The sequence below is a fragment of the Ruegeria sp. BG9 genome (assembly GCF_056538305.1).
The window spans coordinates 189,269-215,362 of record NZ_JBQFSY010000004.1 but is presented as its reverse complement, the minus strand read 5'-3'; the positions used below and the strand labels follow the sequence as shown (position 1 = coordinate 215,362).

Below are 26,094 nucleotides of genomic sequence, written 5' to 3'. Positions count from 1 at the left end.
GTGCCGATGGGTTGTTTCTGCAAAGCCATTTGCAGTGGATCACAGATCGGCCAGCCCCATGGCGGCATAGGCGGGCGGCATCAGCACGCGCCGCCACCGGCCCAAAGGAAAGCGCCGCGCGGTCTTGGACATGAGTTTTGGCAAACCACTGGTCTGGCCGAGCGCCAACCGCGCCAAGGCACGGCCACTATAGGTGCCCATGGCGACTCCGTTGCCGTGATAGGCAAAGCCCGCGAACATCCCGATCTGTTCAGGAACAAGCCCGACAAAAGGCACCAGATCGCGCGACATGCATACCATGCCCGACCAGATATGAGTGACGTCCACCTCGGACCACGCCGGGAACATTCGCTTGAAGTCGCGTTGCACCTGCGTGCGGATCGCTGCCTCGGATTTGGGTGAGGACAGCAGCCCGCCCCGCATGCCAAACAGGAACCGACCATCCGGCATCAGACGAAAATAGTGCAAGAGATTGCGCGTATCGTAGGACATCTGATCCGAGGTCCAACCCTGCGCCTCCTTCTCGCCCGGCGTCAGAGGACGAGTGACCAGCACCGTGGATTGGGCAGGCATGTAACGAGCCGACATCCAGGACGGGATATCTTCGCTGGAGTACCCATTGGTGCAGACCAAGACCTTGTCGGCTCGGATTTGGCCTTTTGGTGTTTGAACAGCAAAGCCTGACGCGGTCTTCTCAATGCTCAGAACGGGGCTGTTCTGAAAAAACACTGCGCCTTGCGCCTGCGCGGCTTGGGTTAAACCAAAAAGGTATTTCCGAGGATTCAGGCCAAACCCAACAGGAGTTGTGTACCCACCGTGAAACGGCCCGTTCAGGCCCAGACCGGGTAGATCAGCGGCTTCATGCAAAATACCGTTCTCTTCGGCATTGCGTCTCAACGCCTCCATCGCGCGGCGGGAATGGGCCAGTTGCGTCTCACCTTTTGAATGCCGATCCACGTCGATCCCGTAGCGGTCCAGAAGGCTTTCGACTAGTTGCACCGAGTCGCTTTCAGCCTCGGAATAGGCTTGCGCAGAAGCCTCACCATAGCGACGACACGTTGCCTTGTAGCTGAGTTTCGATCCCCCCAGACAGCAAAACCCACCATTGCGTCCCGAAGCCCCCCAACCGGGTGTTTCGGCTTCACACACTGCGACGGACACGGCGGCATCCGCCAGATGCAGTGCAGCCGAAGCTCCGGTGAAGCCGCCGCCGATGATGGCAACATCCACCTGCAAATCACCCTGCTGTTCAGGCCAGTCGGGGGCGGCGATCGTTTCGTCCCACCAGCACCCCTGCCTTGGCCCATCACCATATGTGTAGTCTGGAAATATCCGTTTCATTCGGCGCGCACGGCGGCCATCTCATCCTGCTTTTGCCGCATCATGGCACGCTTGGTGACCAATGAGGCAGTGATGACGCCGATGGTCACAACAGCAATCATCAGGGTCGACAGCGCGTTGATCTCAGGGCTGACACCAAGCCGCACGGCCGAGAAGATTTTGATCGGCAAGGTCGTGGCCGACGGACCCGAAGTAAAGGACGCGATCACCAGATCATCCAGAGACAGAGTAAACGCCAGCAGCCAGCCTGAGATCACCGCCGGCGCGATGATCGGCAGGGTCACTAGACGAAACGCTTGCGCGGGTGAGCAGCCAAGGTCCAAGGCGGCCTCTTCCAGCGACTGGTCAAAAGTCACAAGGCGCGAGGAGACAACTACCGACACAAAGCACATCGAAAAGGTCGTATGGGCCAAAACGATGGTCAGGATCCCTCGGTCCAACCCGATCCCGATGAAGAGCAGCAACAGGGACAGACCTGTGATCACCTCGGGCATGACCAGCGGCGCATAGATCATTCCCGAGAACAGGGTGCGGCCAAAGAAGCGCCCTCCGCGTACCAGGACATAGGCCGCGGCGGTGCCCAGAATGGTTGCCAATGTCGATGAGAACACCGCCACCCGGATCGTCACCCATGCCGCGTCCAGAAACGCTTCGTTCTGGGCCAGCTCTCCGTACCATTTGGTCGAGAACCCGGCCCAGACAGTGACCAGCTTGCTTTCGTTGAAGCTGAAGATGATCAGGATGATCATCGGGATGTACAGGAACGCAAACCCCAGCGTCAGGGAAACCGTGTTGAACCAGCTCAACCTGTTCATTTCTCGGCCTCCGCCTGTTTCTGCTGGTTGCGCTGGAACAGCACAATCGGCACCACGAGGATCAGCAGCAGTACCACCGCCACCGCGCTTGCGACCGGCCAGTCACGGTTTGAGAAGAACTCCTCCCACAGAACCTTGCCGATCATCAGGGTTCCCGAGCCGCCCAGAAGTGAGGGGATCACGAACTCTCCGATTACCGGGATCATCACAAGGAAACAGCCCGCAATGATGCCGGGGCGCGACAAGGGGATCGTCACCAGCCAAAAGGCCTGAAGACGCGAGCATCCCAGATCCTCGGCGGCTTCGATCAGCGACTCGTCCATACGCTCCAACGAGGAATAGATCGGCAGGATCATGAACGGCAGATAGGTGTAGACGATCCCGATATAGACAGCCGTATTGGTGTTCAGAATCGTCAGTGGAGTCGAGATGATACCCGTCCACAGCAGAAGCTGGTTCAGATACCCTTCGTTCGAAAGGATCCCCATCCACGCGTAAACGCGGATCAGGAACGAGGTCCAGAACGGCAGGATCACCAACATCATCAGTGTCGGGCGCCATTCAGCCGGCGCGCGCGCCATGCCATAGGCAATCGGGTATCCCACCAGCAACGTCAGAAAGGTTGAGATCACAGCGATCTTCAGGCTGGAGAGGTAGGCCTTCCAATACAGGTCATCCTCGGTCAACCAGACGAAATTCTCAAAATCCAGCTGGCTGAAGAAATCCTTGATCCCGGCCCAACCCTGCGACAGGTCCAAGGTCGGCGTGTAGGGCGGGATCGCCAGTTCCGTGTCCGAGAGTGAGATTTTCAGGACAATGAAAAACGGCACCAGAAACAGCGCCAACAACCAGACATAAGGAACTGCGATCAGCAGCGCGCGGCGCATCAGCTTGCCAACAGGACCGCAGCCGTCGCTGTCCAGGACAGCCAGACCGGGTCTTCCCATGTGAATGACCGACGCGAGATGCGGCGAGTATTGGCCGTTTGCGCCTTGATGATCGTGCCGTTCGGCAGCTCGACATGATAGGTCGAGAGGTTGCCCAGATAAGCGATATCCAACACCTTGCCCTGCACGGCATTGATTGCCTCGGCAGGGCGGTCAGTTGATATCGTCACCTTCTCGGGCCGGATCGCCAGATGGCAGGCCTGACCCTCCGAGAAGCCGTTTGCCGAGGTTGCCGTCAGCGGAGCCTGCCCTTCGGCCCAATCGATCCGATAGGTTTCCTCACCATTCGCGGTGGCGTGGCCTTCGATGATGTTTACGTCGCCGATAAAGTCAGCGACATAGACCGAGTTCGGGTTTTCATAGATGCGATCGGGCGTGGCGACCTGCATCAAGCGACCTTGATCCATTACCGCCACGCGGCTGGCAACGGTCATGGCTTCCTCCTGATCGTGGGTGACGATCACAAAGGTCGTGCCGGTCTTCTCTTGAATATCCATCAGTTCGAACTGCGTATCCTGCCGCAGTTTCTTGTCCAACGCACCCAGAGGTTCGTCCAACAGCAACAGCTTAGGCGCCTTCGCCAGCGACCGCGCAAGCGCGACCCGTTGCCGTTGACCGCCCGAGATCTGATGTGGCTTTCGGCGTGCAAATTGCTCGAGCCGTGTCAGGCGCAGCATCTCTTCCACCCGGTCCTCAAGGTCATGCTTGGGCATGTTGTCCCGACGCAGACCGAAGGCGATGTTTTCCCAGATGCTGAGATGCGGAAACAGCGCGTAGGACTGGAACATCATGTTCACTGCGCGTTTGTTGGGCGGGATCGGGTCAATGTCCTGACCGCCCAAAATGATGTGCCCTTCGGTCGGCGTTTCGAACCCCGCCAGCATGCGCATCATCGTGGTCTTGCCGCAACCCGACGGACCGAGCAGGGCAAAGAATTCTTTCTCAAAAATGTCCAGAGACAGATTGTCTATGGCCGTGAAATCTCCAAACCGTTTGGTAACATTCTGGAATTGGATCAAGGGTTTCGCCTGCGGGTCATCCCACGGCGCAAAGACGTCAGAGTTCAAAACGGCCCCCGTTCGACAATCTGGAAGTGGGCGCAAGGCGATCCCCGCCGCCTTGCGCGAAATCGGATCAGGTGCCCGATTTAATCTTGGTCCACATACGGGTCACAACCCGCTGTGTTTTTGCCGGGTAAGGTGTCGTGATGTAGAGGTTTTGCATCGTCGCATCATCCGGATAGATCGCCGGATCACCGATCACGTCTTCCTCAAGGAACTCTTGCGAGGCCTTGTTGCCGTTGGCGTAGTACACATAGTTCGACGCCGCCGCCATGTTGTTGGCATCAAGGATGAAGTTCAGGAACTTATGCGCGCCTTCCGGGTTCGGAGCGTCCGCCGGAATAGCCATCTGGTCGAACCACATCAGCGAGCCTTCTGCGAAGGGGTGGTATTCGATCTCAACGCCGTTGTCGGCCTCGGCCGCACGGTCGCGGGCCTGCAGAATGTCACCCGACCAACCAACTGCAACGCAGATATCGCCATTGGCCAGCGCGTTGATATATTCCGAGCTGTGGAATTTCTGGATGTAAGGGCGCACGCCGGTCAGAACTTCCTCGACCTTCTTGATGACGTCCGGGTCATGGCTATCCGGGTCCTCCCCCAGATATTGCAGTGTCATCGGGATCATTTCAGCGGGGGCATCCAGGAAATGCACTCCGCACTCGGCTAGTTTCTCCATGTTTTCGGGTTTCAGCACCAAATCCATGCTGTTCAGCGCAACGTCATCCCCCAGCGCTTCTTTCACCTTTCCGACATTCACACCAATGCCCGTGGTGCCCCACATGTAGTTGATCGAATAAGCATTGTTCGGGTCGTATCCGGCAGTACGCTCCTGGATGACATCCCAAAGGTTGCCAGCATTGGACAGCTGAGCCGTATCCAGTTCCCGGAATGCTCCGGCCTGAATCTGGCGCTGAAGGAATGTACCCGAGGGCACCACGACATCATAGCCAGAGCCACCGGCCAGCATCTTGGTCTCCAGCAATTCGTTGCTGTCGAACACGTCGTAGATCAGGGTCAGCCCTGTCTCTTCCTCGAACTTCGTTAGAAGCTCCTCGTCGATATAGTCCGACCAGTTATAGACTCGCACCTCTTCGGCGAAGGCCGCCGAAGTCCCCAATGCGAGAACCGCTGTCAGTGTCAGCGTCTTGAACATCATTTTTGTTCTCCCTGCGATTATGGTGGGTATTGTCCCGTTTTTTTGGATTTGATCAAGTTTTGCGTTTTTCGACTTTCTGAACTATGGTTCCAAAAGGTCAACAGCCCGGCAAGTCGGCACCCATCGAGACAAGGCAAACCAATTGGATTTGATCAAAAATAAGGCACCTAAGCCCAATATTGACGCCGGGAAACGGCCCGCGCACGAACAGGTCTACCACACCCTCAAATCTATGATCATGTTCGGCGAGCTGGTCCCAGGTCAGCCCGTCACCATTCAGGGCCTGACTGATTCGCTCGGCGTCGGCATGACCCCCGTGCGTGAGGCGATTCGTCGTCTGATCTCGGACGGCGCATTGGTGTTTCAGGGCAATCGCAGGGTCAGTGTGCCCCTGTTGTCCAGCGGTGATGTTGAGCAAGTGATCTTCGCCAGAATTGCCATAGAATCAGAGCTTTCAAGGCGATCCACCGCCAAAATGTCCACCAGCGACATTGATCAACTGGAATCAATCGACCAGCAATTGGACCAGATGATCGCGGATGGTGACGTTCATGGCTACCTGCATCTCAACCACAGATTCCACGAAACGCTATATGCACATGCCGATGCGCCCGTTCTGAGCGATCTGGCCGAGCGTCTGTGGCTCCGATTCGGGCCATCCTTGCGTGTGGTCTGCGGCCGCTTCGGCACTCAAAGCCTGCCTGATCGCCATAAGGACATCATCGCAGGGCTGCGCGCCGGGGATGCGGAAAAGGTGGCGAAAGCGACCGCTCAGGATATCGAACAAGGCATGGAACTGATGATCGAGTCTGCCTCGGACCTTTAGAAAACACCGATTCGATTGACATGAAATAATTTGATCATATTGTGACTCGCAACCACCGTTGCAGGAGTCTTTCGGATGTCCACGATCACAAACCACATGCCCACCGCCGAATTGCAGGCGCTGGATGCCGCCCACCACATGCACCCGTTCTCCGCCAACGGAGCGCTGGGTAAAGAGGGCGCGCGCGTTATCACCCGCGCCAATGGCGTCTATCTGACAGACAGCGAAGGCGAACAGATCCTGGACGCGATGGCCGGCCTGTGGTGCGTGAATATCGGCTACGGGCGCGATGAGCTGGCCGACGCCGCCGCCCGCCAAATGCGCGAGCTTCCGTACTACAACACCTTCTTCAAAACGACCCACGTGCCTGCAATTGCACTGGCCAACAAACTGGCCGAGCTTGCCCCAGGCGATCTGAACCACGTGTTCTTCGCCGCTGGCGGGTCCGAGGCGAACGACACCAACATCCGCCTCGTGCGCACCTATTGGGCCGAAAAAGGCCAGCCTGACAAGAACATCATCATCAGCCGACACAACGCTTACCATGGCTCATCGGTGGGCTCTGCCTCGCTGGGCGGTATGGCCGGAATGCACGCGCAGGGCGGTATTCCGATCCCGAATATCCACCACATCAATCAACCCAACTGGTGGGCCGAAGGTGGCGACATGACGCCCGAAGAGTTCGGCCTTACCCGTGCGCGCGAACTAGAAGAAGCCATTTTGGAACTGGGCGAAGACCGCGTCGCGGCCTTCATCGCCGAGCCGGTTCAGGGCGCAGGCGGCGTGATCGTTGCGCCCGATTCCTACTGGCCCGAAATCCAGCGCATTTGCGACAAATACGATATCCTGCTGATCGCCGATGAAGTGATCTGTGGCTTTGGCCGTACCGGCAACTGGTTCGGATCGCAAACAGTTGGCATCAAGCCGCATATCATGACCATCGCCAAGGGCCTCAGCTCGGGCTACGCGCCTATCGGAGGCTCCATCGTCAATGACGAGATCGCCGAGGTGATCGGCGGCACCGAGTTTAACCATGGCTACACCTATTCCGGCCACCCGGTCGCAGCGGCTGTGGCGCTGGAAAACCTGCGCATCCTCGAAGAGGAAAAGATCGTCGAGCATGTCCGCGACGTAGCAGCCCCGTACCTGAAACAGAAATGGGAGGCGCTGGCCGATCACCCATTGGTGGGCGAGGCCAAGATCGTCGGCATGATGGCGTCGATCGCGCTGACCCCCGACAAAGCCAGCCGCGCCAAATTCGCCTCGGCCCCCGGCACGGTGGGCTATATCTGCCGCGACCGCTGCTTTGCCAACAACCTGATCATGCGGCATGTGGGCGACCGGATGATCATCTCTCCGCCTCTGATCCTGACGACGGCGGATATCGACGAGATGTTCGTGCGCGTCCACAAGTCCCTGGACGAAGCACAAGCCGAGATCATCGCGCAGGGTCTGATGAAAGCGGCCTCCTGATCCGCCCTTCATCTGGCTGAAAATATACCGGGGGAGACGCCGATAGGCGGCGGGGGCAGAGCCCCCCTCCTCTACCTCAACCGCTCAAGTAAACGAATGGACGCGTAGCCATCTGGCAGTAGTCCTTGCGCCAGTTGATAGGCCCGCACTGCATTCACCGTATTCGGCCCGGTACGCCCGTCTATGCCCTGAGTATCGAACCCGGCCTGCGTCAACCGCGTTTGCAATTCCTTTTTCTCGGTAAAACTCAGCACCCGGTCGCCACGCGGCCAACTGGCCTGAAACGGAGCGTCACCACTCAGACGATCCGATAGGTGACCGATGCCGATCACATAGGCATCCGCGCCATTGTACGCCTCGATCACGCTGAAATTGTCGAAGATCATCAGCGCTACACCCTGCCCGCCTGCTGGCAATAAGATCGCAGACCGTCCATGATCGCGCACTGGTTTGCCATCAAGCCCGACCACACCACGTGCCGCCCAGTCGGACGGCATCAGAGTGTAATCCCGCTTGGCGGTCGCATAGTCGAATCCCTCGGGCAGCCGCACCTCAACGCCCCAGGGTTGCCCCTTGGTCCACCCGTGCCGGGCAAGATAAGCGGCAGCCGAGGCCAGCGCGTCCGTCGGATCCTCGGACCAGATGTCGCGTCGCCCATCGCCGTCGAAATCAACTGCGTGGTCCAGATACGAGGTCGGCATGAATTGCGTGTGCCCCATGGCGCCAGCCCAGCTGCCCACCATACGACCCGCACTTATGTCCCCGGCCTGAATGATCCGCAAAGCGGCAATCAACTGGGTCTCGAAAAACGAAGCGCGGCGGGCATCGAAGGCCAATGTCGCCAGCGAGCGGATCGTCTGGTTGCTGCCACGATAGGACCCGAAGGAGGTCTCGAGGCCCCAAATGGCGGTCACGACCTCTTTTTCAACGCCATATTGCGCCTCGATCTGCCGCAGGATTTTCCGATGGCGCTCCAATGCCGCGCGACCATTCGCGACGCGCGTGTCCGAGACAGCCGCGTCCAGATACTCCCAGATCGGCTTTGAAAACTCGGCCTGATTGCGATCCCGTTTGATGACCTTTTGGTCATAGCTAAGCCCGGCCAGTGCGTGATCCAATGTCTGCTGAGTGATCCCCTGCGCAACCGCCCGCCGCTGAAACGCGCCAAGCCATGCCTGAAAGCGGGCATTGCCTTCTACCGACACCCGAACGGCCTCAGCCGAAGGTCGCGGCACCGGCCGGAGGGAGATCACCACATCCGCCGAGGCCAGTTGTATCGTATTGTCCAAAAGTCGATTTTCTGACCCTTGAGAAGTTTCTGCTGAACCTGCCTGCATCATGGATGCCCACAATGCGGCGGTCATGACGCCGCCTATGCATTTACGCATTCCGTTTTTTCCTGATTACTGCTCTGGCGCAGGATAGCGCAAAATGGGCGGTTTTCAAAGTACGCAGACCGGTTCTGCCGATAGGGTCATCCGAGGATTTGCTGCCCGTTCTGCCAGACGGCCAACAGATCCCCCTCAGGGCCGATATGCAAGACATGTGCCAGCGCGCCTCTGGTCAGACGTCCGATCTGACGATTGCCGATCAGATTCGCAGGCACAAGGCTGGTCATGTGCAGGGCTTGTTCAAACGGCACACCGACCTGCTCGGTAAGATTCCGCGCCGCCTGCAGCAATTCCAGATGCGCGCCTGCCAGCGTTCCGTCGGCCAGCGTCAGCCGGTTGTCGTCGCGGAGGATTTCGCGGCCGTTGAGTTCAAACACGCGGATATCCGACCCTGCCGTCGCCATGGCATCGCTGACCAGAAAAATCTCACCGGGTCCCAGCTTGGCATTCAACGCATTGCGGATCATGGCGGGATGAACATGGATCATGTCCGCGATAAGACCCGCCGAGAATTTTCCCTCGGCCAATGCCGCGCCAACGGTTCCCGGCGCGCGTCCTTGCATCTGGCTTTGCGCGTTGAACAGATGCGTCACACAGCGCGCGCCAGCCTTTGCGGCGGCAACGCAGACCTCATAACTGGCATCGGTATGCCCCAAGGAGACCAAAACACCTGCCGCCGTCAGCGTTTCAATCTGGGCGATTGTGACGCTTTCGGGTGCCAGCGTCACTTTAAGAACCGGCAATAGGGCGGCGGCCTCAAGCAGTGCCGCGACATCCACATCTTCCATCGGGCGGATAAAGGCAGCGTCATGCGCGCCTTTGCGGGAGACGGCCAGATGTGGGCCTTCCAGATGCAGGCCAACGATCCCCGGAACGCCTTGCCGCACGGCCTCAATCGCGGCCGAGATGGCGTTTGCAGTGACCTCGGGCGAATCCGTGATCAAGGTCGGCAGGATCGAGGTCGCCCCGATCTGCGCATGAGCCCCAGCCATGATCTGCAGCGCGGCAACATCCGGCTGATTGTTAAACATCACCCCGCCGCCGCCATTGACCTGCAGATCGACGAAACCCGGCGCGAGAAGTCCACCCTCCAGCGTGACTGGCACATGCCCAAAGTCAAGTTCCGACATGGGAACGACGCCATAAACCCGCCCACCCCGATGCAACAGCGCGTGGTTTTTCACGATGCCGTCCGACGTCAGAATATCCGCTCCGATGAGGGCGTGGGCTGCCTCAGTCATACCGTCTCCGTCACCTTCTTGAGGTGCCGGGGGGCATCCGGGTCAATGCCGCGCGAGGCGGCGAAAACCTCGACCATGGAGTAGAACGAAACGATCAGGCTCAGCGCATCGGTCAGCGGGTGTAGCGTGCGGACATGTTCGACCGGTGACGCAGATTTGACCTTGGTCGTGGTGGCAAAAACGCGGGCCCCTTTGGCGCTGATCGTGTCGGCGACCTCGGACAACGCGGATTCCGCAGCATCGGCAGCCGCAAAGCTGAGGACAGGAAACCCTTCTTCGACAATCGAGACCGGCCCATGCAGCACTTCGGCCGAAGAATAGCTTTCGGCATGCAACTGGCAGGTCTCTTTGAACTTCAAAGCCGCCTCGTTGGACATGGCCAGCACCTGCCCGCGCCCCAATGTGAACAGCGACGGGTTAGCCCCGATCGCGGCCCGCACCTCAGGCCAGTCGATACGCGCAGCCTGCGCCAGCCGTTCTGGCAAATCGCGAATGGCAACCAAAAGTGCCTCATCCCGCGCCCATTCGGCCAACACCCAAAGGCCCGCCACGGCCGAGGACACAAATGTCTTGGTCGCGGCCACACTCAGTTCGGGGCCTGCCTGTATATCAATTGTGTGGGCACAGGATGCCGCCAATGGAGAGGCCGCGTCATTTGTCAGCCCGATGGTCAGCGCGCCATCACGATACGCGCTGCGGACCATCGCCAGGATATCCGGGCTTTGCCCGGACTGGGACACGGCCAGACAAAGGCTGTTTTGCAGCCGGAGCGGCGCGTTGTAGATCGACGCGACAGAAGGACCAACCGAGGCCACCGGCAGACCCAACAGGATTTCCGACGCGTATTTGAGATAGGTGCAGACATGATCCGACGACCCCCGCGCCACGCTCGTCAGAAAGGCGGGATCAAGGGTCCGGGCGACCTCGGCCGTGGCGGTGATGTTCTTTTGACCCCGGCTGAGCAGCCGTTCGACCGCTTCGGGTATCTCGTCGATTTCCCGGCGCATCCGGGTGATCTGCTGTTGCATGTGCTTTCCTAGCTGTTTGCAAGGCGCAGTTCGGCCACAAAATCGTAGGCGTCACCGCGATAGACAGAGCGTGTGAACTCCACCACACGTCGATTGGACAGGAATGAGGTCCGGACGATCCGCAGCCCGGCCACGCCCGGCTCGACCCCCAGAACCGCGGCATCGTTGGCCTCAAGGTTGATCGCTGAAATTCGCTGCATAGCGCGCACCGGGCGGTTGCCGTCGCGTTCCAGCACTTCATAAAGTGAGGATGTTACGCCTTCTGGATGCGGCAGGATATCGACCGGCAAGGCCGCGTGCTCAATCGCCATCGGCCGGTCATTCGCCATGCGCAGGCGCGACAGCCGCGCCACCTCTTCGCCCGAGGACAGGGCCAGTGCCATGACCTCTTCCGGTGAGGGCGTGTGGATGCCCCGGTCCAACCACTCGCTGGTCGAATCCAGCCCCCGACGGGTCATGTCTTCGGTGAATGAGGTCAGCAGTGACAGCGATTGTTCGACCCGAGGCGTACCGTCCGCCACAAAACTGCCCGAGCCCTGACGTTGCACTATGATGCCACGCTCGACCAGATCCTGCAGCGCGCGCCGGACGGTAACACGGGAGAGGCCCGTCAGATGGGCCATCTCACGCTCGCCTGGTAGCGGGGCGCTCTCAGCCAGGACTCCGGCCTCGATGCTTTGCTCAAGTCGCTTGCGCAACCTTACATAAAGGGGGCCTGTCGCCTCCTGCAGCCAATCGGCAGGTTTCAGGAATGTCTCGATCGTGTCGCTCATCAGCCTGCCCCTACCTTTGCGCGCTCGGCCAGGTGACGCGCCAAAATCAGGGCACCGTCAAGCGGCGAGCCCTTGGCCTCGGTCAGGCAGGCCTGCATGTGGGGCGGCAGATACTCCGAATAGTGCGGCGCGACCCCGCCGATCATGCAGATGGGCGAGCCATCTGTGTGACCGAGGGCGCGCAGCCCCTGCGCCAGATAGTCGGCCCCGCTTTGCAGCAGATCTCGCGCCACGGGATCGCCACCAGCCGCAGCCGCAATGATCTCGGGGGCGAGGCCTGCGAAATCCGAGGGGTTCGCCTGGCCAACAAATGCAACGATCTGCATGGGATCGTCGTCATATTCCGTGCTTATTTGTCGGGTCAGCGCGCTGTGCGGTTGAATGTCGTCCATTGCCAATAGAACGCATTGCAACAGCTGAACGCCTAACCAATTGCCCGAGGCCTGATCGCCGATCAAAGCCCCGTAGCCGCCAATAAACTGCGTTCGCCCATCGACCTGGCGGGCCAGAAAGGATCCCGTTCCAACGCCGATCACAGAACCGTCCTGCGCGCCCAACGCGCCCACAACCGCCGATCTGCGGTCATCTTCGACTTCGACAATCCGCGAGGGCAGACTGCGCGCAACCTCCGACGCCACAACGGCATTCGTCACCCCAGCCAGCCCCGCGTAGGTCGGAATCTCGGCCAGATGTGCTCGGGACAATTGCGCCTTATCGGCCAAGGCCTGCAGCCCCTCATCTAGGGTACGCAGCGCTTTCTGACGATCCGAGAAGGCATTGGCACTGCCCAATGTCACCTCGACCCGACCGTCAGGCGTGATCATCGCGAAACGGCATTTTGTGCCACCGCCGTCGATTGCAATTAGGTATTGGAAGGACTCATCCATATAGATACCTTTAAGATACCTTTTGCAGAAAAAAAAGGCCTCGGCTTATGTAAATTGAGAATTTTTGGCCATATCAAGGGTTTTTGTCATATTTTCCCAACGAGAGGTAGACAAAAGGTATTATATAGGTATTACTCTCATCTGGGGAGGAATCAAATGCTGCCGCAAACCGAAATGCTGCGCGACGAGGTCGAAGGGCTCGACCTGAGGTCAGATGCCGACATCCTGGGCTATCTGCTTGAGGCACAGAAGGCGGCATTGCGTGGGCTTGACGGCTGCTTGGATGCCCTTTCAGAGGGAGCCGCCATTCTGACGCAGACTGTGCGCCGGGGCGGCAAGATTTACTACGCTGCAGCCGGTTCGTCGGGCCTGATGGGGCTGGCGGACGGGGCTGAATTATCCGGAACATTCGGCCTTTCGCCTGAGACCATGGCAATCTGCATGGCAGGCGGGATACCACAGGGCGCTGCAATGCCCGGCCATACGGAAGATGATGAAGCCGCAGCGCAAACTGCCGCGACCAATGTGAGGTCGGATGACGCTGTGATCGCCCTTTCCGCCAGTGGCAGCACGCCCTATGCCGTCGAATTCGCCCGTCACGCACGCGCGCAGGGGGCCAAGGTGATCGGGATCGCCAACAATGCAGAAGCCCCGCTATTCGACTACGTAGATTGCGCCGTCCACCTGAACACGCCGCCTGAACCCATTGCAGGCTCAACACGTCTTGGGGCCGCGACAGCGCAGAAAGTGGCTCTGAACATGATGTCCACGCTGATGGGCATTCGCCTTGGGCATGTGCATGACGGGATGATGATCAACGTCATCGCCGACAACCATAAACTGCGCCAACGCGCCGAAGGGATCGTTGGAAAAATCGCCGGGGTCTCGGCAGATCAGGCCAGTGATGCACTGAGCCGCGCATCTGGTAACGTGAAACAGGCAATCTTGCTGGCCGCAGGCGCCGACAGCCCAGACCGGGCCGAGGCGCTTTTGGCGCAATCTAATGGGCACCTGCGCCCAGTGCTGAAACAACTTTAAAACCAAACAAAATACCAAGGGAGAAAACCATGAAGAAGATATCACTTAGCGCCGTTTTGCTGGCGTCGTCGGCCCTTGCAGGCGCTGCCTATGCCGAAACGGTTCTGACCATCGAAAGCTGGCGCAATGACGATCTGGCGCTGTGGCAGGAAAAGATCATCCCTGCGTTTGAGGCGCAGAACCCGGACATCAAGATCCGGTTCACACCCTCGGCCCCTGCCGAATACAACGCCGCCCTGAACGCCAAACTGGATGCCGGGTCGGCCGGAGACCTGATCACCTGCCGTCCGTTTGACACTTCGCTTGGCCTTTATGAGGCCGGTCACCTGACGGATCTGTCCGATCTGGGCGGCATGGCCAATTTCTCGGACGTGGCGAAATCTGCGTGGCAGACTGATGACGGAGCGGCGACCTTCTGTGTTCCCATGGCCTCGGTGATCCATGGATTTATCTACAACAAGGACGCCTTCAACGAGCTGGGTATCGAAGTCCCGACAACCGAGGCTGAGTTCTTCGCTGCGCTCGACAAGATCAAAGAGGACGGCACCTATATCCCGATGGCCATGGGCACCAATGACCAGTGGGAAGCGGCCACCATGGGCTACAACAATATCGGCCCAAACTACTGGAAAGGTGAAGAGGGGCGTCTGGCGTTGATCGAAGGCTCGCAAAAGCTGACGGATGAAGCATGGGTCGCTCCCTATCGCCAATTGGCGAAATGGGGTGAGTACATGGGCGACGGGTTCGAAGCCCAGACCTATCCGGACAGCCAGAACTTGTTCACTCTGGGCCGCGCAGCCGTCTATCCCGCTGGCAGCTGGGAGATTAGCGGGTTCAACAATCTGGCCGATTTCGAAATGGGTGCGTTTAAGCCTCCGGTCCAGAATGCAGGCGATGAGTGCTATATCTCGGATCACACCGATATCGCCATCGGCCTGAACGCAGCCTCGCCCAACGCTGAGGCCGCGCGCACCTTCCTGGATTGGGTTGGCTCGGAAGAGTTCGCAACCATCTACGCCAACGCCCTGCCCGGCTTCTTCTCGCTGTCGAGCTTTGATGTCGCGATGGATGACCCGCTGGCGCAGGAGTTTGTAAGCTGGCGTGGTGAGTGTGGCTCAACCATCCGCTCGACCTACCAGATCCTGTCGCGCGGCACGCCGAACCTTGAGAACGAGACGTGGAATGCCTCGGCTCAGGTCATCAAGGGCGAAGAAAGCCCCGAAGACGCCGGTCAGCGCCTGCAGGATGGCCTCGCCTCGTGGTACGCACCGCACCAATAACCACTCACGAAACCAACGGGTCCGGCCTTCGGGCCGGACCCACCCAGAACAGTCGAGGCACTAGATGGGCAACAGCCGGATCAAATGGCACATAGTGGTGTTTCTTGCACCCGCCGTGCTGGTTTACACCGCCGTAATGATCCTGCCGCTGTTCAACACGCTGCGGCTGGCACTTTACACCGAGGTCAATCAATCCCGCGTCTTTGTCGGGCTGGACAATTTCCGCACGCTTTTTGGCGATCCTTTGTGGTCGGATGCATTCTGGAATGCGTTAGGGAACAATTTCTGGTTCTTTTTCATTCACATGCTGGTGCAGAACCCGATCGGCATCGCTCTGGCCGCCATGCTCAGCCATCCGCGGCTGAGGTTTGCAGCATTCTACCGCTCGGCCATCTTCATCCCAACGATCCTGTCTTTCGTGATCGTCGGCTTTGCCTGGAAGCTGATCCTGTCGCCGATCTGGGGTATTGCACCGGACATGCTGGCCGCTGTTGGCCTGAAATCCCTCTATGCTCCGTGGTTGGGGAAAGAGGAATATGCCCTTACCACCCTGGCGCTTGTGTCGGTCTGGCAGTTCGTCGGCATCCCGATGATGCTGATCTATGCTGCGCTGCTGTCAATCCCAGAAGAAATCCTTGAGGCCGCCGAGGTCGAAGGCATCACCGGCATGGCCGCCTTCTGGAAGATCAAACTGCCGCTGATCCTGCCGTCGATCGGTATCATCTCGATCCTGACCTTCGTGGGGAACTTTAACGCGTTTGACCTGATCTATGCCGCGCAGGGCGCGCTGGCGGGTCCCGATTTCTCAACCGATATTCTGGGCACCTTCATGTACCGCACCTTCTTCGGGTTCCAGTTGCAGCTTGGCGATCCGCATATGGGCTCGGCCATTGCGACGGGCATGTTTGCGATCATCCTGACGGGAGTCTGCGTCTATCTGTTCCTGATCCAGACCCGCATCCGCCGGTATCAGTTCTGAGGGTGGTAGGATGAACAAAGCCCGTAGAAACCCGTTCAATATCGCCGCCATGCATGGCGCGCTGATCCTGTACACCCTGATCGCGCTGTTCCCGGTCTTCGTGATCGTGATCAACAGCTTCAAGTCCCGCAAAGCGATCTTTCGTGAGCCGCTGGCCCTGCCGGATGCCGAGACATTCTCGATGATCGGCTATCAGACGGTGATGAAACAGGGGGATTTCTTCCTCTACTTCCAGAACTCGATGATCGTCACGGTGGTGTCGCTGTTCTTCATCCTGCTGTTCGGCGCGATGGCGGCATTTGCGCTGAGCGAGTACCGTTTTCGCGGAAATACCCTGATGGGGCTCTATCTGGCTTTGGGTATCATGATCCCGATCCGCATCGGCACGGTCGCCATCCTTGAGATGATGGTCGCGACCGGGTTGGTAAACACTCTGATGGCCCTGATCTTGGTCTACACTGCGCAGGGCCTGCCATTGGCCGTCTTTATCCTGTCCGAGTTCATGCGGCAGGTCAGCGACGATCTGAAAAACGCGGGCCGCATTGATGGCCTTAGCGAATACACAATCTTCTTTCGTCTGGTTCTGCCGCTTGTGCGTCCGGCGATGGCGACGGTGGCGGTGTTCAACATGATCCCGATCTGGAACGATCTGTGGTTCCCACTGATCCTGGCCCCGGCCGAGGAAACCAAGACGCTCACGCTGGGCAGTCAGGTCTTCATCGGGCAATTCGTCACCGATTGGAACGCGGTTCTGTCCGCGCTCAGCATGGCGATCCTGCCGGTCATGGTTCTCTATGTCATCTTCTCGCGGCAATTGATCCGCGGCATCACCTCGGGGGCGGTCAAATGATCCGAGTCCTTATCGCAGGTCTGGGCAATATGGGCCTCAGCCACGCGCTGGCGCATCACCACCATCCCGACGCGCAGATTGTTGGGTTGGTCAATCGCTCGGGCCAGGTCGATCAGTCGGAGTTGCAGGGCTATCCCGCCTTCTCGGACTTCCACACCGCTTTGGCAGAGACCGCGCCTGATCTGGTGGTCATCGCGACCTATTCCGACAGCCACGCCGACTATGCCTGCGCTGCGATGGAGGCGCGCGCGCATGTGTTTGTCGAAAAACCTCTGGCCACCACGGTCGAGGATGCACGCCGTGTTGTCGCCAAAGCGGTCGAAACGGGGCGCAAACTGGTGATCGGCTATATCCTGCGCTACCACCCCTCGTGGATGCGATTGATATCCGAGGCGCGAGATCTGGGCGGCCCCTACGTGTTCCGTCTGAACCTGAACCAGCAATCCACCGGCCCGACATGGGAGACGCATAAGGCGCTGATGCAGACCACCTCGCCCATCGTCGATTGTGGCGTGCATTATGTGGATGTGATGTGCCAGATCACCGACGCCCTGCCCGTTCGGGTCAATGGGATGGGCCTGCGTCTGTCGGACGAGATCGCGCCGGATATGTATAATTACGGCCAGTTCCAGGTGGTGTTCGAGGACGGCTCAGTCGGCTGGTACGAGGCCGGATGGGGCCCGATGATGTCCGAAACCGCGTTCTTCGTGAAAGACATCATCTCGCCCAATGGCGCCGTTTCGATCACCGAGGGCAACAAAGGCGCTTCGGACGATGTGGACGGGCACACCAAAGTGGGCGGCATTCTGGTGCATCGCCCGGATGGGGACACTCTGATCGAAATGGACGGCGAACCGGGCCATCAGGAGCTGTGCGATGCAGAGCAAGCCTACATGCTGCGCGCCATCGCCGAGAATATCGACCTGACCCGCCACATGAGCGACGCGGTGCAATCCCTGCGGATCTGCTTGGCGGCTGATGAAAGCATTCGAACCGGGCAACCGGTTGACCTGAAGGAGGCGTGACGTGACCGCCCTGAAGCTGAGCAAAGTGTGTAAATCCTTCGGGCCGGTTGAGGTGCTGAAGAACATCGACCTGACCGTCGAGGAGAACGAATTCGTGGTCTTCGTCGGCCCCTCGGGCTGCGGGAAATCGACCTTGTTGAGGGTGATTGCGGGGTTGGAGGATGCGACCTCGGGCACGGTTGAAATCGACGGCGAACAGGTCAACACAGTGCCCCCGGCGAAACGGGGGCTTGCGATGGTGTTCCAGTCCTACGCGCTCTACCCGCATCTCACGGTGCGTGGGAATATGGCGCTGGGGCTGAAACAAGCCGGGCACCCGAAGGACGAAATCTCGCGCCGCATTTCCGAGGCCAGCCGGATGCTGTCGCTTGAGGACTATCTGGAGCGTCGCCCCGCCGAACTGTCAGGCGGCCAACGGCAACGCGTCGCCATCGGGCGCGCGATTGTGCGCAACCCAAAACTGTTCCTGTTTGATGAGCCGCTGTCCAATCTGGATGCCGCCTTACGTCTGAACACGAGGGTCGAGATCGCCAATCTGCACCGCCAGATTGACGCCAGCATGATCTACGTGACCCACGATCAGACTGAGGCGATGACACTCGCCGATAAGATCGTGGTTCTGCGCGACGGGCGCGTGGAGCAGATCGGCAGCCCGATGGACCTCTACAACAACCCCGCCAACCGCTTTGTGGCCGAGTTCATTGGCTCGCCCGCGATGAACTTTGTCCCGGCGGATATGATCGGCGGGCCGAAGGGCACCTATTTCGGTATCCGCCCGGAATACGCCACCCATTCCGAGACCGGGGCCCTATCCGGTACCGTGGTGCATGTGGAAAATCTGGGTGCGGATACGAATATCATGGTCGATATCGGAACCGGAAAACCCTTCACGATCCGCGCCTTCGGTCAACACAGGGTTGAGCCGGGCGCGCAGACAGGGATCGCGTTCGATCAGGCCAACGTCCTCGCCTTTGGCGAGGACGGGCAGAGACTGTAGTGTTACGCGTCTTCCCCAAGCTCTTTGATGGCGGCCAAGAGGCGGGCGATTTCCTGTTCTGTGTTGTAGTGACAGAAGGAAATGCGGATGCAATCCGATAGTCCCAATGGCCCCAGCACATTGCCCGAGTAGTGGTCGGCCTTGCGCGTATGGGTTCGAATGCCCTGCTGGTTCAGCGTCTCAACCACGTCTTCGGATGCCTTGCCTTTGACCACAATCGACACCAGCCCCTCACGCGATGGGTTGTCGGCCCCGGCCAGAATGGTGACGTGGTCCATATCGCGCAAACCCGGCAGGTTGCCGGTGCCGTTGATTGCGGTGTTGGTCAGATGGGTTTCATAGGCATGAATGGCACGACCCGCAGCCTCAATCCGCGCGCGCGGGTCGGTCTCGCCCGATACTTGCCCACCCAGCCAGTCGAAATAAGACACCACATCCGAGACCGTCGCGTAAGAACCCGTATCGCGGGTGCCGAACTCCCACCCTGTCGCGGGGGCGTCGATCAGCATGTCGTGCGGCGTATGGGTGAGACGGTCAGAGATCCATGCAATCCCGTATCCGTGGCGCGAGAACACTTTGTAAGGTGAGATCGCATAGCCATCGACATTGTAGGCATCCAGGTCGAGCTGCCCATGGGCCGCGTGCTGGATGCCGTCGACGATGATCATGCAATCCGGCGCAACCGCCCGGATCGCAGCCGAGATCGCGGCCACATCCATGCCCATGCCCGTCACCGGTGAGGCATGCAGGATCGTCGCCACCGCCACATCCGGGGTCATCAGTGCGGCGTAGTCCTCAGCCGTGACCAGACCCGTATCGTTGTCATGCGGCACGTTCACATAGTCGAGCCCTGCAATCTCGGCCCAGCGGCGCGCGGCGCTGCGGGTGGCCGGGTGCTCGATGGAGGACCCGATCACTTTGGCCCGTTTGGGTGCGGCCAGACACGCGGTACGGATCAAGCGGAACAATAGCTCGGTGCCGCTTTCGCCGGCAAAGAACTGGCCGCTTGAGGCGTTCATGAACACGCCCAGATCCTGCTTGGCCTTGTTGATCACATTCTGCGTGCCCTGCCCCGCAGGGTTGATACGGCCCGGATTGTCCGGGATCGCCGCATAAAATGCTGAGGTCTCAGCCACCGATTTCAAAGTCAGGGCGCCGCCTGCATTCTCAAAGAAAATGCGTTCGCCCTGAAACGGGCAAGTTTCGACATGAGCGAACCTGTCGCGAATGGCATCAATAAGCGCGGGGTTGTCTTGGATCATGAGTCAGTCCTGTGGAAAGTCAGAGCGTTCGGACAGCTTGCACAGGCGTGCCGAACAGATCGAATTCAAACACCGGTTTTGTCCCCTTGACAAGAAAAAGGGCCGGTTGAAACAACCGGCCCTTCCGCGTTAGTTGAACCGAGGGATCAGTTCGAACCGGCGTTCAGCTTTTCGTTCTGCTCACGCAGCGTGTCTGAGATGATTGCGTACCATTCGCCGGACTGGCGCATCTCGTTCAGACCTTTGTTCATCATCGCGATGTATTCGCGGGCAAACGGGTTCGAACGGTGGGCCATGAAGCTCATCGACGAGAGAGTCGAAACATAGGGATTTTCGACGATATCGTCCGATGTCAAACCCATGTCATTCATGGTTGAGGCAAACAGCTCAACCTCGAATGCAGCAACGTCTGCTGTGCCGGTGAGAACGGCGTCCAGGCACTCACGCGCCGAGTTCGGATGAATCAGGTTCAGGTTTTTGCCGTTCAGGCCAACTTCTTCCAGAACAACCATGCTCCAACCCGCCATACGGCAAAGGGTTGCGCCTTCGAGATCCGAAAACTCTGTTGCGGCGGCGTATTCGCTTTCGGGCAGCGTGAAGAAGCCACCAACAACGTCGTAGATCGGAACAGACGCCACGAACTGCGTGCAGCGGGCTTCGGTTGCCTCAGACCACTCGTAAGAGCGGTTTGTACAATCGGGCAGCGTCCAGGCAATCGAGATGTCGAATGCGCCCAGCGGCAGCAGAGTGTCCAAGTGCGAAGACCAGTCATCCACGAAGCTGACCGAGAAGTCGCGGCTGTTGCCAGCGCGCTGCAGGCTGGTTGTTGCCAGACGGGTCATGATGCCGCCACCGCTCAGGGATTCTGTCGTGAACGGTTCCCAGCCGTTGCCCGCAACCAGCTTGATCGGCGGTGCATAGACGTTCGACCGTTTCACGCTGGCCGCACGCTGCTCTTCCGCCGCGATGATTTCCTGTGCCGACTGACCGTTGGGCAGGCTTCCATCCTCACACGGCAGAGCCAAGACCAGGCCGGGCTCTAGCGAATTGGGGTTGGTGATCTCGTTGCGGTTCGCGTTGAAGATCGGCTGATAGTTCGATGTGCCATAGGCTGCGATGGCGATGGTTGCCATCGTGTCGCCGTCCTGCACGGTGTAGTTTGAACAGGCTTCCTGCGCTGCTGCAGCACCTGCGGAGAGTGTGAGGACGGCGGTTGCCGTCATCACTTTGGTATTGAGTTTTTCTCTTAGCATTTTTTATTCCTCCCATAAGTTGGAATGTGGAGATGAGGTTTCAGTTGATTGCGTCTAGCAGTCTTTCGTTATGCTCATTCAGGCTATCCGAGATGATGGCGTACCATTCCCCGGTTTCACGCATTTCGTTGAGGCCCTTGTTCATCAGGGCAAGGTATCTTTGACCCTGAGGATTGGACCGGTGAGTAATGAAGCGAAGGGACGACAGCGTCGAGACATAGGGGTTCTCGACCAGGTCGTTGGCATTCAGGCCCATTTCGCTCATGGCGTCTGCGAACAGCTGCAATTCGAACGTGGCGATGTCAGCCGTTCCGGTGATGACCGCATCCAGGCATTCCCGTGCGGTGGCGGGCTGCACAACCGTCATGGTATCGTCGCGCAGCAAACCTTCTTGCTCCAGATCGTGCAGAGGCCAGCCTTCCATACGGCAGATCGTGGCGCCGTGCAGGTCGTCAAAGCTGGTGGCTCCGGCGTATTTGCCCTCGGGCACGCTGTAGAAACCGAACACGATGTCATAGACCGGAGCCGAGGCGTGGAACTGCGTGCAACGAACCTCGGTCTCCCATGACCATTCATAGCTGCGGTTGGTGCAGTCGGGGATGTTCCAGGCCATCGATACATCGAACGCACCCAGCGGCAGCAGGGTTTCGATATGCGAGTTCCAGTCATCCACGAAGCTGATCGAGAATTGCTCGTTATTGCCACCACGCTGCAGCGTTGTGGTGCCCAGACGGGTGATGAACCCGCCACCGTTCAGGGTTTCATCCGCGAACGGAGCCCAGCCATTGCCGGTCACCAGTTTGATCGGCCGTTTGAACGCACTGCTCTGCGCAGAGTTTGCAAAACGCTCCTGCTGCGCCGCGATGATGTCGCTTGCGCTCTGACCGTTTGGCAGGTTTCCGTCCTCACAAGGCAGGACCAGAGACAGCCCAGGATCCAGCGCGTTGGGGTTGCTGATCGCATCGCGGTTCGCGTTGAAGATGGGCTGGTAGTTGGACGTGCCATACGCGGTCAACGCGATGGACGCCATGGTATCGCCGTCCTGTACGGTATAATTCGTACAGGCTTGTTGGGCGGCAGCGGCTCCGGCACTGACCGTCAATACGGCAGCGGTTGTCAACGCAACATTATGGAGCGTGAAGTTGGGCATTCGGTGTTTTCTCCAGATAAAATTTGAGATGGCTTTTTAGTTTTCTCAGCCGTTTTCCATTTGATAGCGAAGAGCGGATGACACGATGTCTCGCCATTCGCCGGATTGCTGCATGATCGCCAGACCCTTGTTGAGCGTTTCCAGAATCGCTTCTCCGTCCGGGTTGTCCTTGTGCGTCATGACATTCAGCGACTTGATCGCCGCCAAATTCGGGTTCTCGACTATGCGGTGTTCGTAGCCAAGCCGACCGATGGCTCCGTCGGCCAGGTGCGCTTCGATTGCGACAATGTCGGCCTCGCCCGTCATCACTGCTTCAAAGCACTCGTCCGGCGATTCCGGGCGCAGCAAGGTGATGATCGGCTCGTACAGACTGACCGCATCCATATGTGACAGCGACCAACCTTCGGGGCGGCAGATCGTCGTTCCGGCGAAATCAGCGTAGCTGAGCGCTTCGACATAGCTTGTGCCTTCGCGGGCGAAGAACGTGTCGACCACTTCGTAGAACGGGTTCGAGAAGTTGTAGGTCTCACAGCGGTTGCGGTCGTTTTCGGACAGCGCCGCGGGTTCTTCGCAATTCGGACGCGACCAGGGGAAAGTTCCGTCAAACGCAAGCGTCGGCATCAGAAGATCCAGATGCGAGTTCCAATCGTTGACGAACTGAATCTTGTAGGCCTGCTCGGGTGCGGCACGCAGCATCGCGGTTTCCACCAGGTGCGTATAGAGGCCACGGTGTGGCAGTGCTTCGTCCGTGAAGGGCTGATAGTCGCCGCCGGTGATCAACAGCACCTGACGGTCACGCACCTCGGGGCGTTCGCCCGTCCCTGCATCGCGGATCAGGGCGGCGCCTTCGGCGCGTGCGGCCTCGATTTCTTCACGTGCGGCGGCCTTGGCTTCGACCACGGCCTGTTCACTGACCTGCTTGGCCTCGGCTTCGGCGGCGGCTACACGGGCTTCGGCCTCGGCAATCGCCTGTTCTGCACGCTCTTCGGCAGCTTTGACCAGCTCGGCTGCCATTTCGGCGGCCAGACGCTCGGCCTCGGTATCAGCCAGAACCGGAGTGCGACCGATATCTTCAAGGCAGGGCATTTCCAGCACGTCACCGACCCGAATGATGTTCGGATTGGATCCAATCACATCGCGGTTGGCGTCAAAAATGATGCGGAAATCTTCCGTCGCATAGACCTGAATCGCCAGCTCTCTCAGACTGTCGCCGCGCTGAATCTCGTAGTTCGAGCACGCCTCTTGCGCGGTTACTGCACCTGTAGCCGCCGCCAGGGCCAAGCTCGATATGATCAATGTGTTTTTCATGGGTCCCGTTGCTTTGCCTTATTATTGTTTCGCAAGTTTCACGACTGCGATTGAGAGGTTGTCTTGATCAGGGTTGTTCTTCGCCAGCACCGCCTGCTGCAGTGCCTCTGCGATTTCTTGCGCCAATGCCTGCGCGTGGCTGCCTACGACCGCCTGAAGCTCGTCATCCGTCAGGGTCTGCAGGCCATCACTGCCGAGGATGAGGATATCTGCAGCCGTCATTGCCAGCGGATCTTCCGGGCAATCCACTTTGGGAATTGCACCGCCCATAATGACCGAGGTCAGCTGATTGCGGTCCGGATGAGACCGCGCCTGCGCTTCGGTCAGCGTGCCGTCGGCAACCTGCGCGTCGATCATCGGCGCCATTGAATGGTCTTCATTGATCTGCATCAGCCCGCCGTCCCGAAACAGGTAGAGCGGGCTGTCGCCAATCGAAATCCAGAACAAATGCTGCCCCAACAGCAAGGTGCCCAGCAAGGTGGACCCCATGTTGCAGCCATCGCCCTGTTCTTCATTGCGGTTCGAAATCAGCGCGTTGGCCTGCATGGCCGCCAAAGGCAGCGCATCTATCGCCGCGCGTTCCGACAGAGTGTCGCTTTCCAGCTCAGCGTCCAACGCCTCGCGCCAGGCGGCAACCACGAGGCTTGAGGCGACCTCACCGGCCTCATGCCCGCCCATACCGTCGGCAATCACCACATAGCCTGCATCCGCTGCGTCGAACATACGCGCAGCGATGGCATCCTCCTGCGTGTCCCGCTGACCCTGGTTCAGGATCAGCGCAACGTCATATGCCGGAGTCGCGAGCATCTATCAGGAATCCCGCCAATCAAAACCTTCGTCACAGAAGGCCAAGAAACGGATCGAAGTTTCGCTGATGCGGATCAGGTCGCCATTGGAAAGCGCCACGGTGCTGAGAACCGGCTTGCCATTCAGGCGCACCAGATTGGCCTTGCCGCCGTGACCCAGATAGCATTTGCGATCTTCCGGGTCATACGCAATCACGGCATGGTTGCTGCGCGAAATGCCAGTGTCGCCGAAATCCAGCTGGATGGCCTGATCATCATTGCGTCCGATCTGCATCAGACCTTCGGTCAGGGTGATGCTGGACCCACGGCCGGGGCCTTGGGTGACAACCAGCCAACCCACCGGGAAGGTCTCTTGCGCGGCTTCGGTCTTGGCCACCGGCTCGGCGGTTTCGATCAGGTCCTGAACGTGGGTATCTGCGCGTTCGAAACCCAGGAAAGTGGTCTTCACACGCGAACGGCGGTCCTCGGCTGGGGCCGTAGTCGGCGCTGGAGTCGGTGTCGGCTCAACCGCTGCGGCCTGCACCTCGGGTTCGGGCTGCGGCTCAGGCTGCGGTTCGGGGGTTTCCGCCACCGGCTCCTGAACTTCGACCTCAGGCTCGACCAGAGCGGCGGTCGGTTCCGGAGTGGGTTCGACCGCGACAGGTTCAATCACTTCGGGCTCTGCCGCTTCGACCTCATCCTGAACCGGCGCTTCGACACGCTCGTCTTCGGACAGATGCAGGGTCACGATCTGCTCGTCAGCTTCCGGCTCGTCAATCGCTGCTTCCTCGGCCACCTCTTCGGTCACCGGAGCCTCTTCTGCGAAGATCGACGTCTCTTCCTCAGCGTCCTCGGCAACATCCTCGGCATCCGAAAACTCGGGCATCTCGCCTTCGGCGGTCAGCTCATCCTCTTCGTCATAAGTCTCTTCATACGCCTCAGAGGCCAGATTGCCGCCACCCAGCGCCGCGCGCAGCGCGTTGAAATCCGCAATCGGTTCGGGCTTTTCCTCGGTCGGGGCTGCTGCCTCAGTCGTTTCTTCTTCTTTGGCTTTGCCGGCACCTTCTAGAAGCCGGCTGAGAGGGCTTTTGTATTTGAACATGGTGTCGACACCTTCAACTTGTTGGCACGCAATTCTGTGCCGTTTCGATACCCGCATCACGACTGTTCGCGCTGCGGTCTTCAATCTTGAAACCAGGAAACTTTTTACCTTTCTGCGTCGGGC

Annotated in this window: 24 protein-coding genes; 8 read left to right on the top strand and 16 right to left on the bottom strand. The window is 59.2% G+C overall.

Annotated features, from left to right (window positions below):
- Positions 1 to 39 precede the first annotated feature (39 nt).
- From ACR0I8_RS08790 to ACR0I8_RS08770, 5 genes are all read right to left on the bottom strand, one after another.
- Positions 40 to 1,341: an NAD(P)/FAD-dependent oxidoreductase gene (locus tag ACR0I8_RS08790; protein ID WP_170375676.1), complete on the bottom strand. Its 1,302-nt coding sequence runs from the start codon at positions 1,339 to 1,341 to the stop codon at positions 40 to 42.
- On the bottom strand, positions 1,338 to 2,156 hold the full coding sequence (locus ACR0I8_RS08785; RefSeq protein WP_170375678.1) for an ABC transporter permease: 819 nt from the start codon (positions 2,154 to 2,156) through the stop codon (positions 1,338 to 1,340). Before ACR0I8_RS08785 ends, ACR0I8_RS08790 begins: the two co-directional genes overlap by 4 nt.
- Positions 2,153 to 3,043, bottom strand: a complete 891-nt coding sequence (locus ACR0I8_RS08780) for an ABC transporter permease subunit (RefSeq protein ID WP_170376046.1) — start codon at positions 3,041 to 3,043, stop codon at positions 2,153 to 2,155. The genes ACR0I8_RS08785 and ACR0I8_RS08780 overlap by 4 nt, the downstream gene beginning before the upstream one ends.
- Positions 3,043 to 4,170, bottom strand: coding sequence for an ABC transporter ATP-binding protein (locus ACR0I8_RS08775; protein ID WP_170375680.1), 1,128 nt, complete (start codon positions 4,168 to 4,170; stop codon positions 3,043 to 3,045). Before ACR0I8_RS08775 ends, ACR0I8_RS08780 begins: the two co-directional genes overlap by 1 nt.
- A gap of 67 nt (positions 4,171 to 4,237) precedes the next feature.
- Positions 4,238 to 5,323, bottom strand: coding sequence for a polyamine ABC transporter substrate-binding protein (locus ACR0I8_RS08770; protein WP_170375682.1), 1,086 nt, complete (start codon positions 5,321 to 5,323; stop codon positions 4,238 to 4,240).
- Positions 5,324 to 5,465: 142 nt separating this feature from the next.
- Here ACR0I8_RS08770 and ACR0I8_RS08765 point away from each other — a divergent pair, with 142 nt between their 5' ends.
- Both ACR0I8_RS08765 and ACR0I8_RS08760 read left to right on the top strand, forming a co-directional pair.
- Positions 5,466 to 6,149, top strand: a complete 684-nt coding sequence (locus tag ACR0I8_RS08765; RefSeq protein ID WP_170690743.1) for a GntR family transcriptional regulator — start codon at positions 5,466 to 5,468, stop codon at positions 6,147 to 6,149.
- A gap of 75 nt (positions 6,150 to 6,224) precedes the next feature.
- Positions 6,225 to 7,622 carry an aspartate aminotransferase family protein gene (locus tag ACR0I8_RS08760; protein ID WP_170690744.1) on the top strand — a complete coding sequence of 466 codons (1,398 nt, stop codon included), beginning with the start codon at positions 6,225 to 6,227 and terminating at the stop codon, positions 7,620 to 7,622.
- Positions 7,623 to 7,693: 71 nt separating this feature from the next.
- On the opposite strand, the gene ACR0I8_RS08755 is transcribed toward ACR0I8_RS08760, so the two are convergent.
- The 5 genes from ACR0I8_RS08755 to ACR0I8_RS08735 form a co-directional block, all read right to left on the bottom strand.
- The gene (locus ACR0I8_RS08755; RefSeq protein ID WP_170690746.1) at positions 7,694 to 9,010 is read right to left on the bottom strand and encodes a lytic murein transglycosylase; all 1,317 of its coding nucleotides are present in this window, start codon (positions 9,008 to 9,010) and stop codon (positions 7,694 to 7,696) included.
- An 86-nt stretch (positions 9,011 to 9,096) separates the two neighbouring features.
- Complete coding sequence (gene nagA / locus ACR0I8_RS08750; protein ID WP_170690748.1) at positions 9,097 to 10,254, bottom strand: N-acetylglucosamine-6-phosphate deacetylase; 1,158 nt, start codon at positions 10,252 to 10,254, stop codon at positions 9,097 to 9,099.
- Positions 10,251 to 11,282: an SIS domain-containing protein gene (locus ACR0I8_RS08745; RefSeq protein ID WP_170690749.1), complete on the bottom strand. Its 1,032-nt coding sequence runs from the start codon at positions 11,280 to 11,282 to the stop codon at positions 10,251 to 10,253. Before ACR0I8_RS08745 ends, nagA begins: the two co-directional genes overlap by 4 nt.
- Positions 11,283 to 11,290: 8 nt before the next feature.
- Complete coding sequence (locus ACR0I8_RS08740; protein WP_170638126.1) at positions 11,291 to 12,055, bottom strand: GntR family transcriptional regulator; 765 nt, start codon at positions 12,053 to 12,055, stop codon at positions 11,291 to 11,293.
- Positions 12,055 to 12,942 (bottom strand): BadF/BadG/BcrA/BcrD ATPase family protein, encoded by an 888-nt coding sequence (locus ACR0I8_RS08735; RefSeq protein ID WP_170690750.1) that lies wholly within the window; start codon positions 12,940 to 12,942, stop codon positions 12,055 to 12,057. The genes ACR0I8_RS08740 and ACR0I8_RS08735 overlap by 1 nt, the downstream gene beginning before the upstream one ends.
- Positions 12,943 to 13,098: 156 nt before the next feature.
- Between ACR0I8_RS08735 and ACR0I8_RS08730 the strand changes: the two genes are divergently transcribed.
- The 6 genes from ACR0I8_RS08730 (at position 13,099) to ACR0I8_RS08705 (ending at position 19,111) form a co-directional block, all read left to right on the top strand.
- Positions 13,099 to 13,980 (top strand): N-acetylmuramic acid 6-phosphate etherase, encoded by an 882-nt coding sequence (locus ACR0I8_RS08730; protein ID WP_480703034.1) that lies wholly within the window; start codon positions 13,099 to 13,101, stop codon positions 13,978 to 13,980.
- Positions 13,981 to 14,009: 29 nt separating this feature from the next.
- On the top strand, positions 14,010 to 15,260 hold the full coding sequence (locus tag ACR0I8_RS08725) for an ABC transporter substrate-binding protein (RefSeq protein WP_170690753.1): 1,251 nt from the start codon (positions 14,010 to 14,012) through the stop codon (positions 15,258 to 15,260).
- Between the two features lie 64 nt (positions 15,261 to 15,324).
- Positions 15,325 to 16,239 (top strand): carbohydrate ABC transporter permease, encoded by a 915-nt coding sequence (locus ACR0I8_RS08720; RefSeq protein WP_170690755.1) that lies wholly within the window; start codon positions 15,325 to 15,327, stop codon positions 16,237 to 16,239.
- A 10-nt stretch (positions 16,240 to 16,249) separates the two neighbouring features.
- Complete coding sequence (locus ACR0I8_RS08715) at positions 16,250 to 17,089, top strand: carbohydrate ABC transporter permease (protein ID WP_170375704.1); 840 nt, start codon at positions 16,250 to 16,252, stop codon at positions 17,087 to 17,089.
- Positions 17,086 to 18,114 carry a Gfo/Idh/MocA family protein gene (locus tag ACR0I8_RS08710; RefSeq protein ID WP_170690756.1) on the top strand — a complete coding sequence of 343 codons (1,029 nt, stop codon included), beginning with the start codon at positions 17,086 to 17,088 and terminating at the stop codon, positions 18,112 to 18,114. The genes ACR0I8_RS08715 and ACR0I8_RS08710 overlap by 4 nt, the downstream gene beginning before the upstream one ends.
- Before the next feature lies 1 nt (position 18,115).
- Positions 18,116 to 19,111, top strand: coding sequence for an ABC transporter ATP-binding protein (locus ACR0I8_RS08705; protein WP_170471518.1), 996 nt, complete (start codon positions 18,116 to 18,118; stop codon positions 19,109 to 19,111).
- 2 nt (positions 19,112 to 19,113) lie between these two features.
- Here the strand turns inward: ACR0I8_RS08705 and ACR0I8_RS08700 are convergent, their stop codons facing one another.
- The 6 genes from ACR0I8_RS08700 to ACR0I8_RS08675 form a co-directional block, all read right to left on the bottom strand.
- The gene (locus ACR0I8_RS08700; RefSeq protein ID WP_170690758.1) at positions 19,114 to 20,373 is read right to left on the bottom strand and encodes an aminotransferase class V-fold PLP-dependent enzyme; all 1,260 of its coding nucleotides are present in this window, start codon (positions 20,371 to 20,373) and stop codon (positions 19,114 to 19,116) included.
- A gap of 146 nt (positions 20,374 to 20,519) precedes the next feature.
- Complete coding sequence (locus tag ACR0I8_RS08695; protein ID WP_170471522.1) at positions 20,520 to 21,626, bottom strand: LysM peptidoglycan-binding domain-containing protein; 1,107 nt, start codon at positions 21,624 to 21,626, stop codon at positions 20,520 to 20,522.
- A gap of 40 nt (positions 21,627 to 21,666) precedes the next feature.
- Complete coding sequence (locus ACR0I8_RS08690) at positions 21,667 to 22,776, bottom strand: LysM peptidoglycan-binding domain-containing protein (RefSeq protein WP_170375715.1); 1,110 nt, start codon at positions 22,774 to 22,776, stop codon at positions 21,667 to 21,669.
- 45 nt (positions 22,777 to 22,821) lie between these two features.
- Positions 22,822 to 24,084 carry a transporter substrate-binding domain-containing protein gene (locus ACR0I8_RS08685; protein WP_170690760.1) on the bottom strand — a complete coding sequence of 421 codons (1,263 nt, stop codon included), beginning with the start codon at positions 24,082 to 24,084 and terminating at the stop codon, positions 22,822 to 22,824.
- A 21-nt stretch (positions 24,085 to 24,105) separates the two neighbouring features.
- Positions 24,106 to 24,891, bottom strand: coding sequence for a protein phosphatase 2C domain-containing protein (locus ACR0I8_RS08680; RefSeq protein ID WP_170690762.1), 786 nt, complete (start codon positions 24,889 to 24,891; stop codon positions 24,106 to 24,108).
- Between the two features lie 3 nt (positions 24,892 to 24,894).
- Positions 24,895 to 25,971 carry an FHA domain-containing protein gene (locus ACR0I8_RS08675; protein WP_170690764.1) on the bottom strand — a complete coding sequence of 359 codons (1,077 nt, stop codon included), beginning with the start codon at positions 25,969 to 25,971 and terminating at the stop codon, positions 24,895 to 24,897.
- Positions 25,972 to 26,094 lie beyond the last annotated feature (123 nt).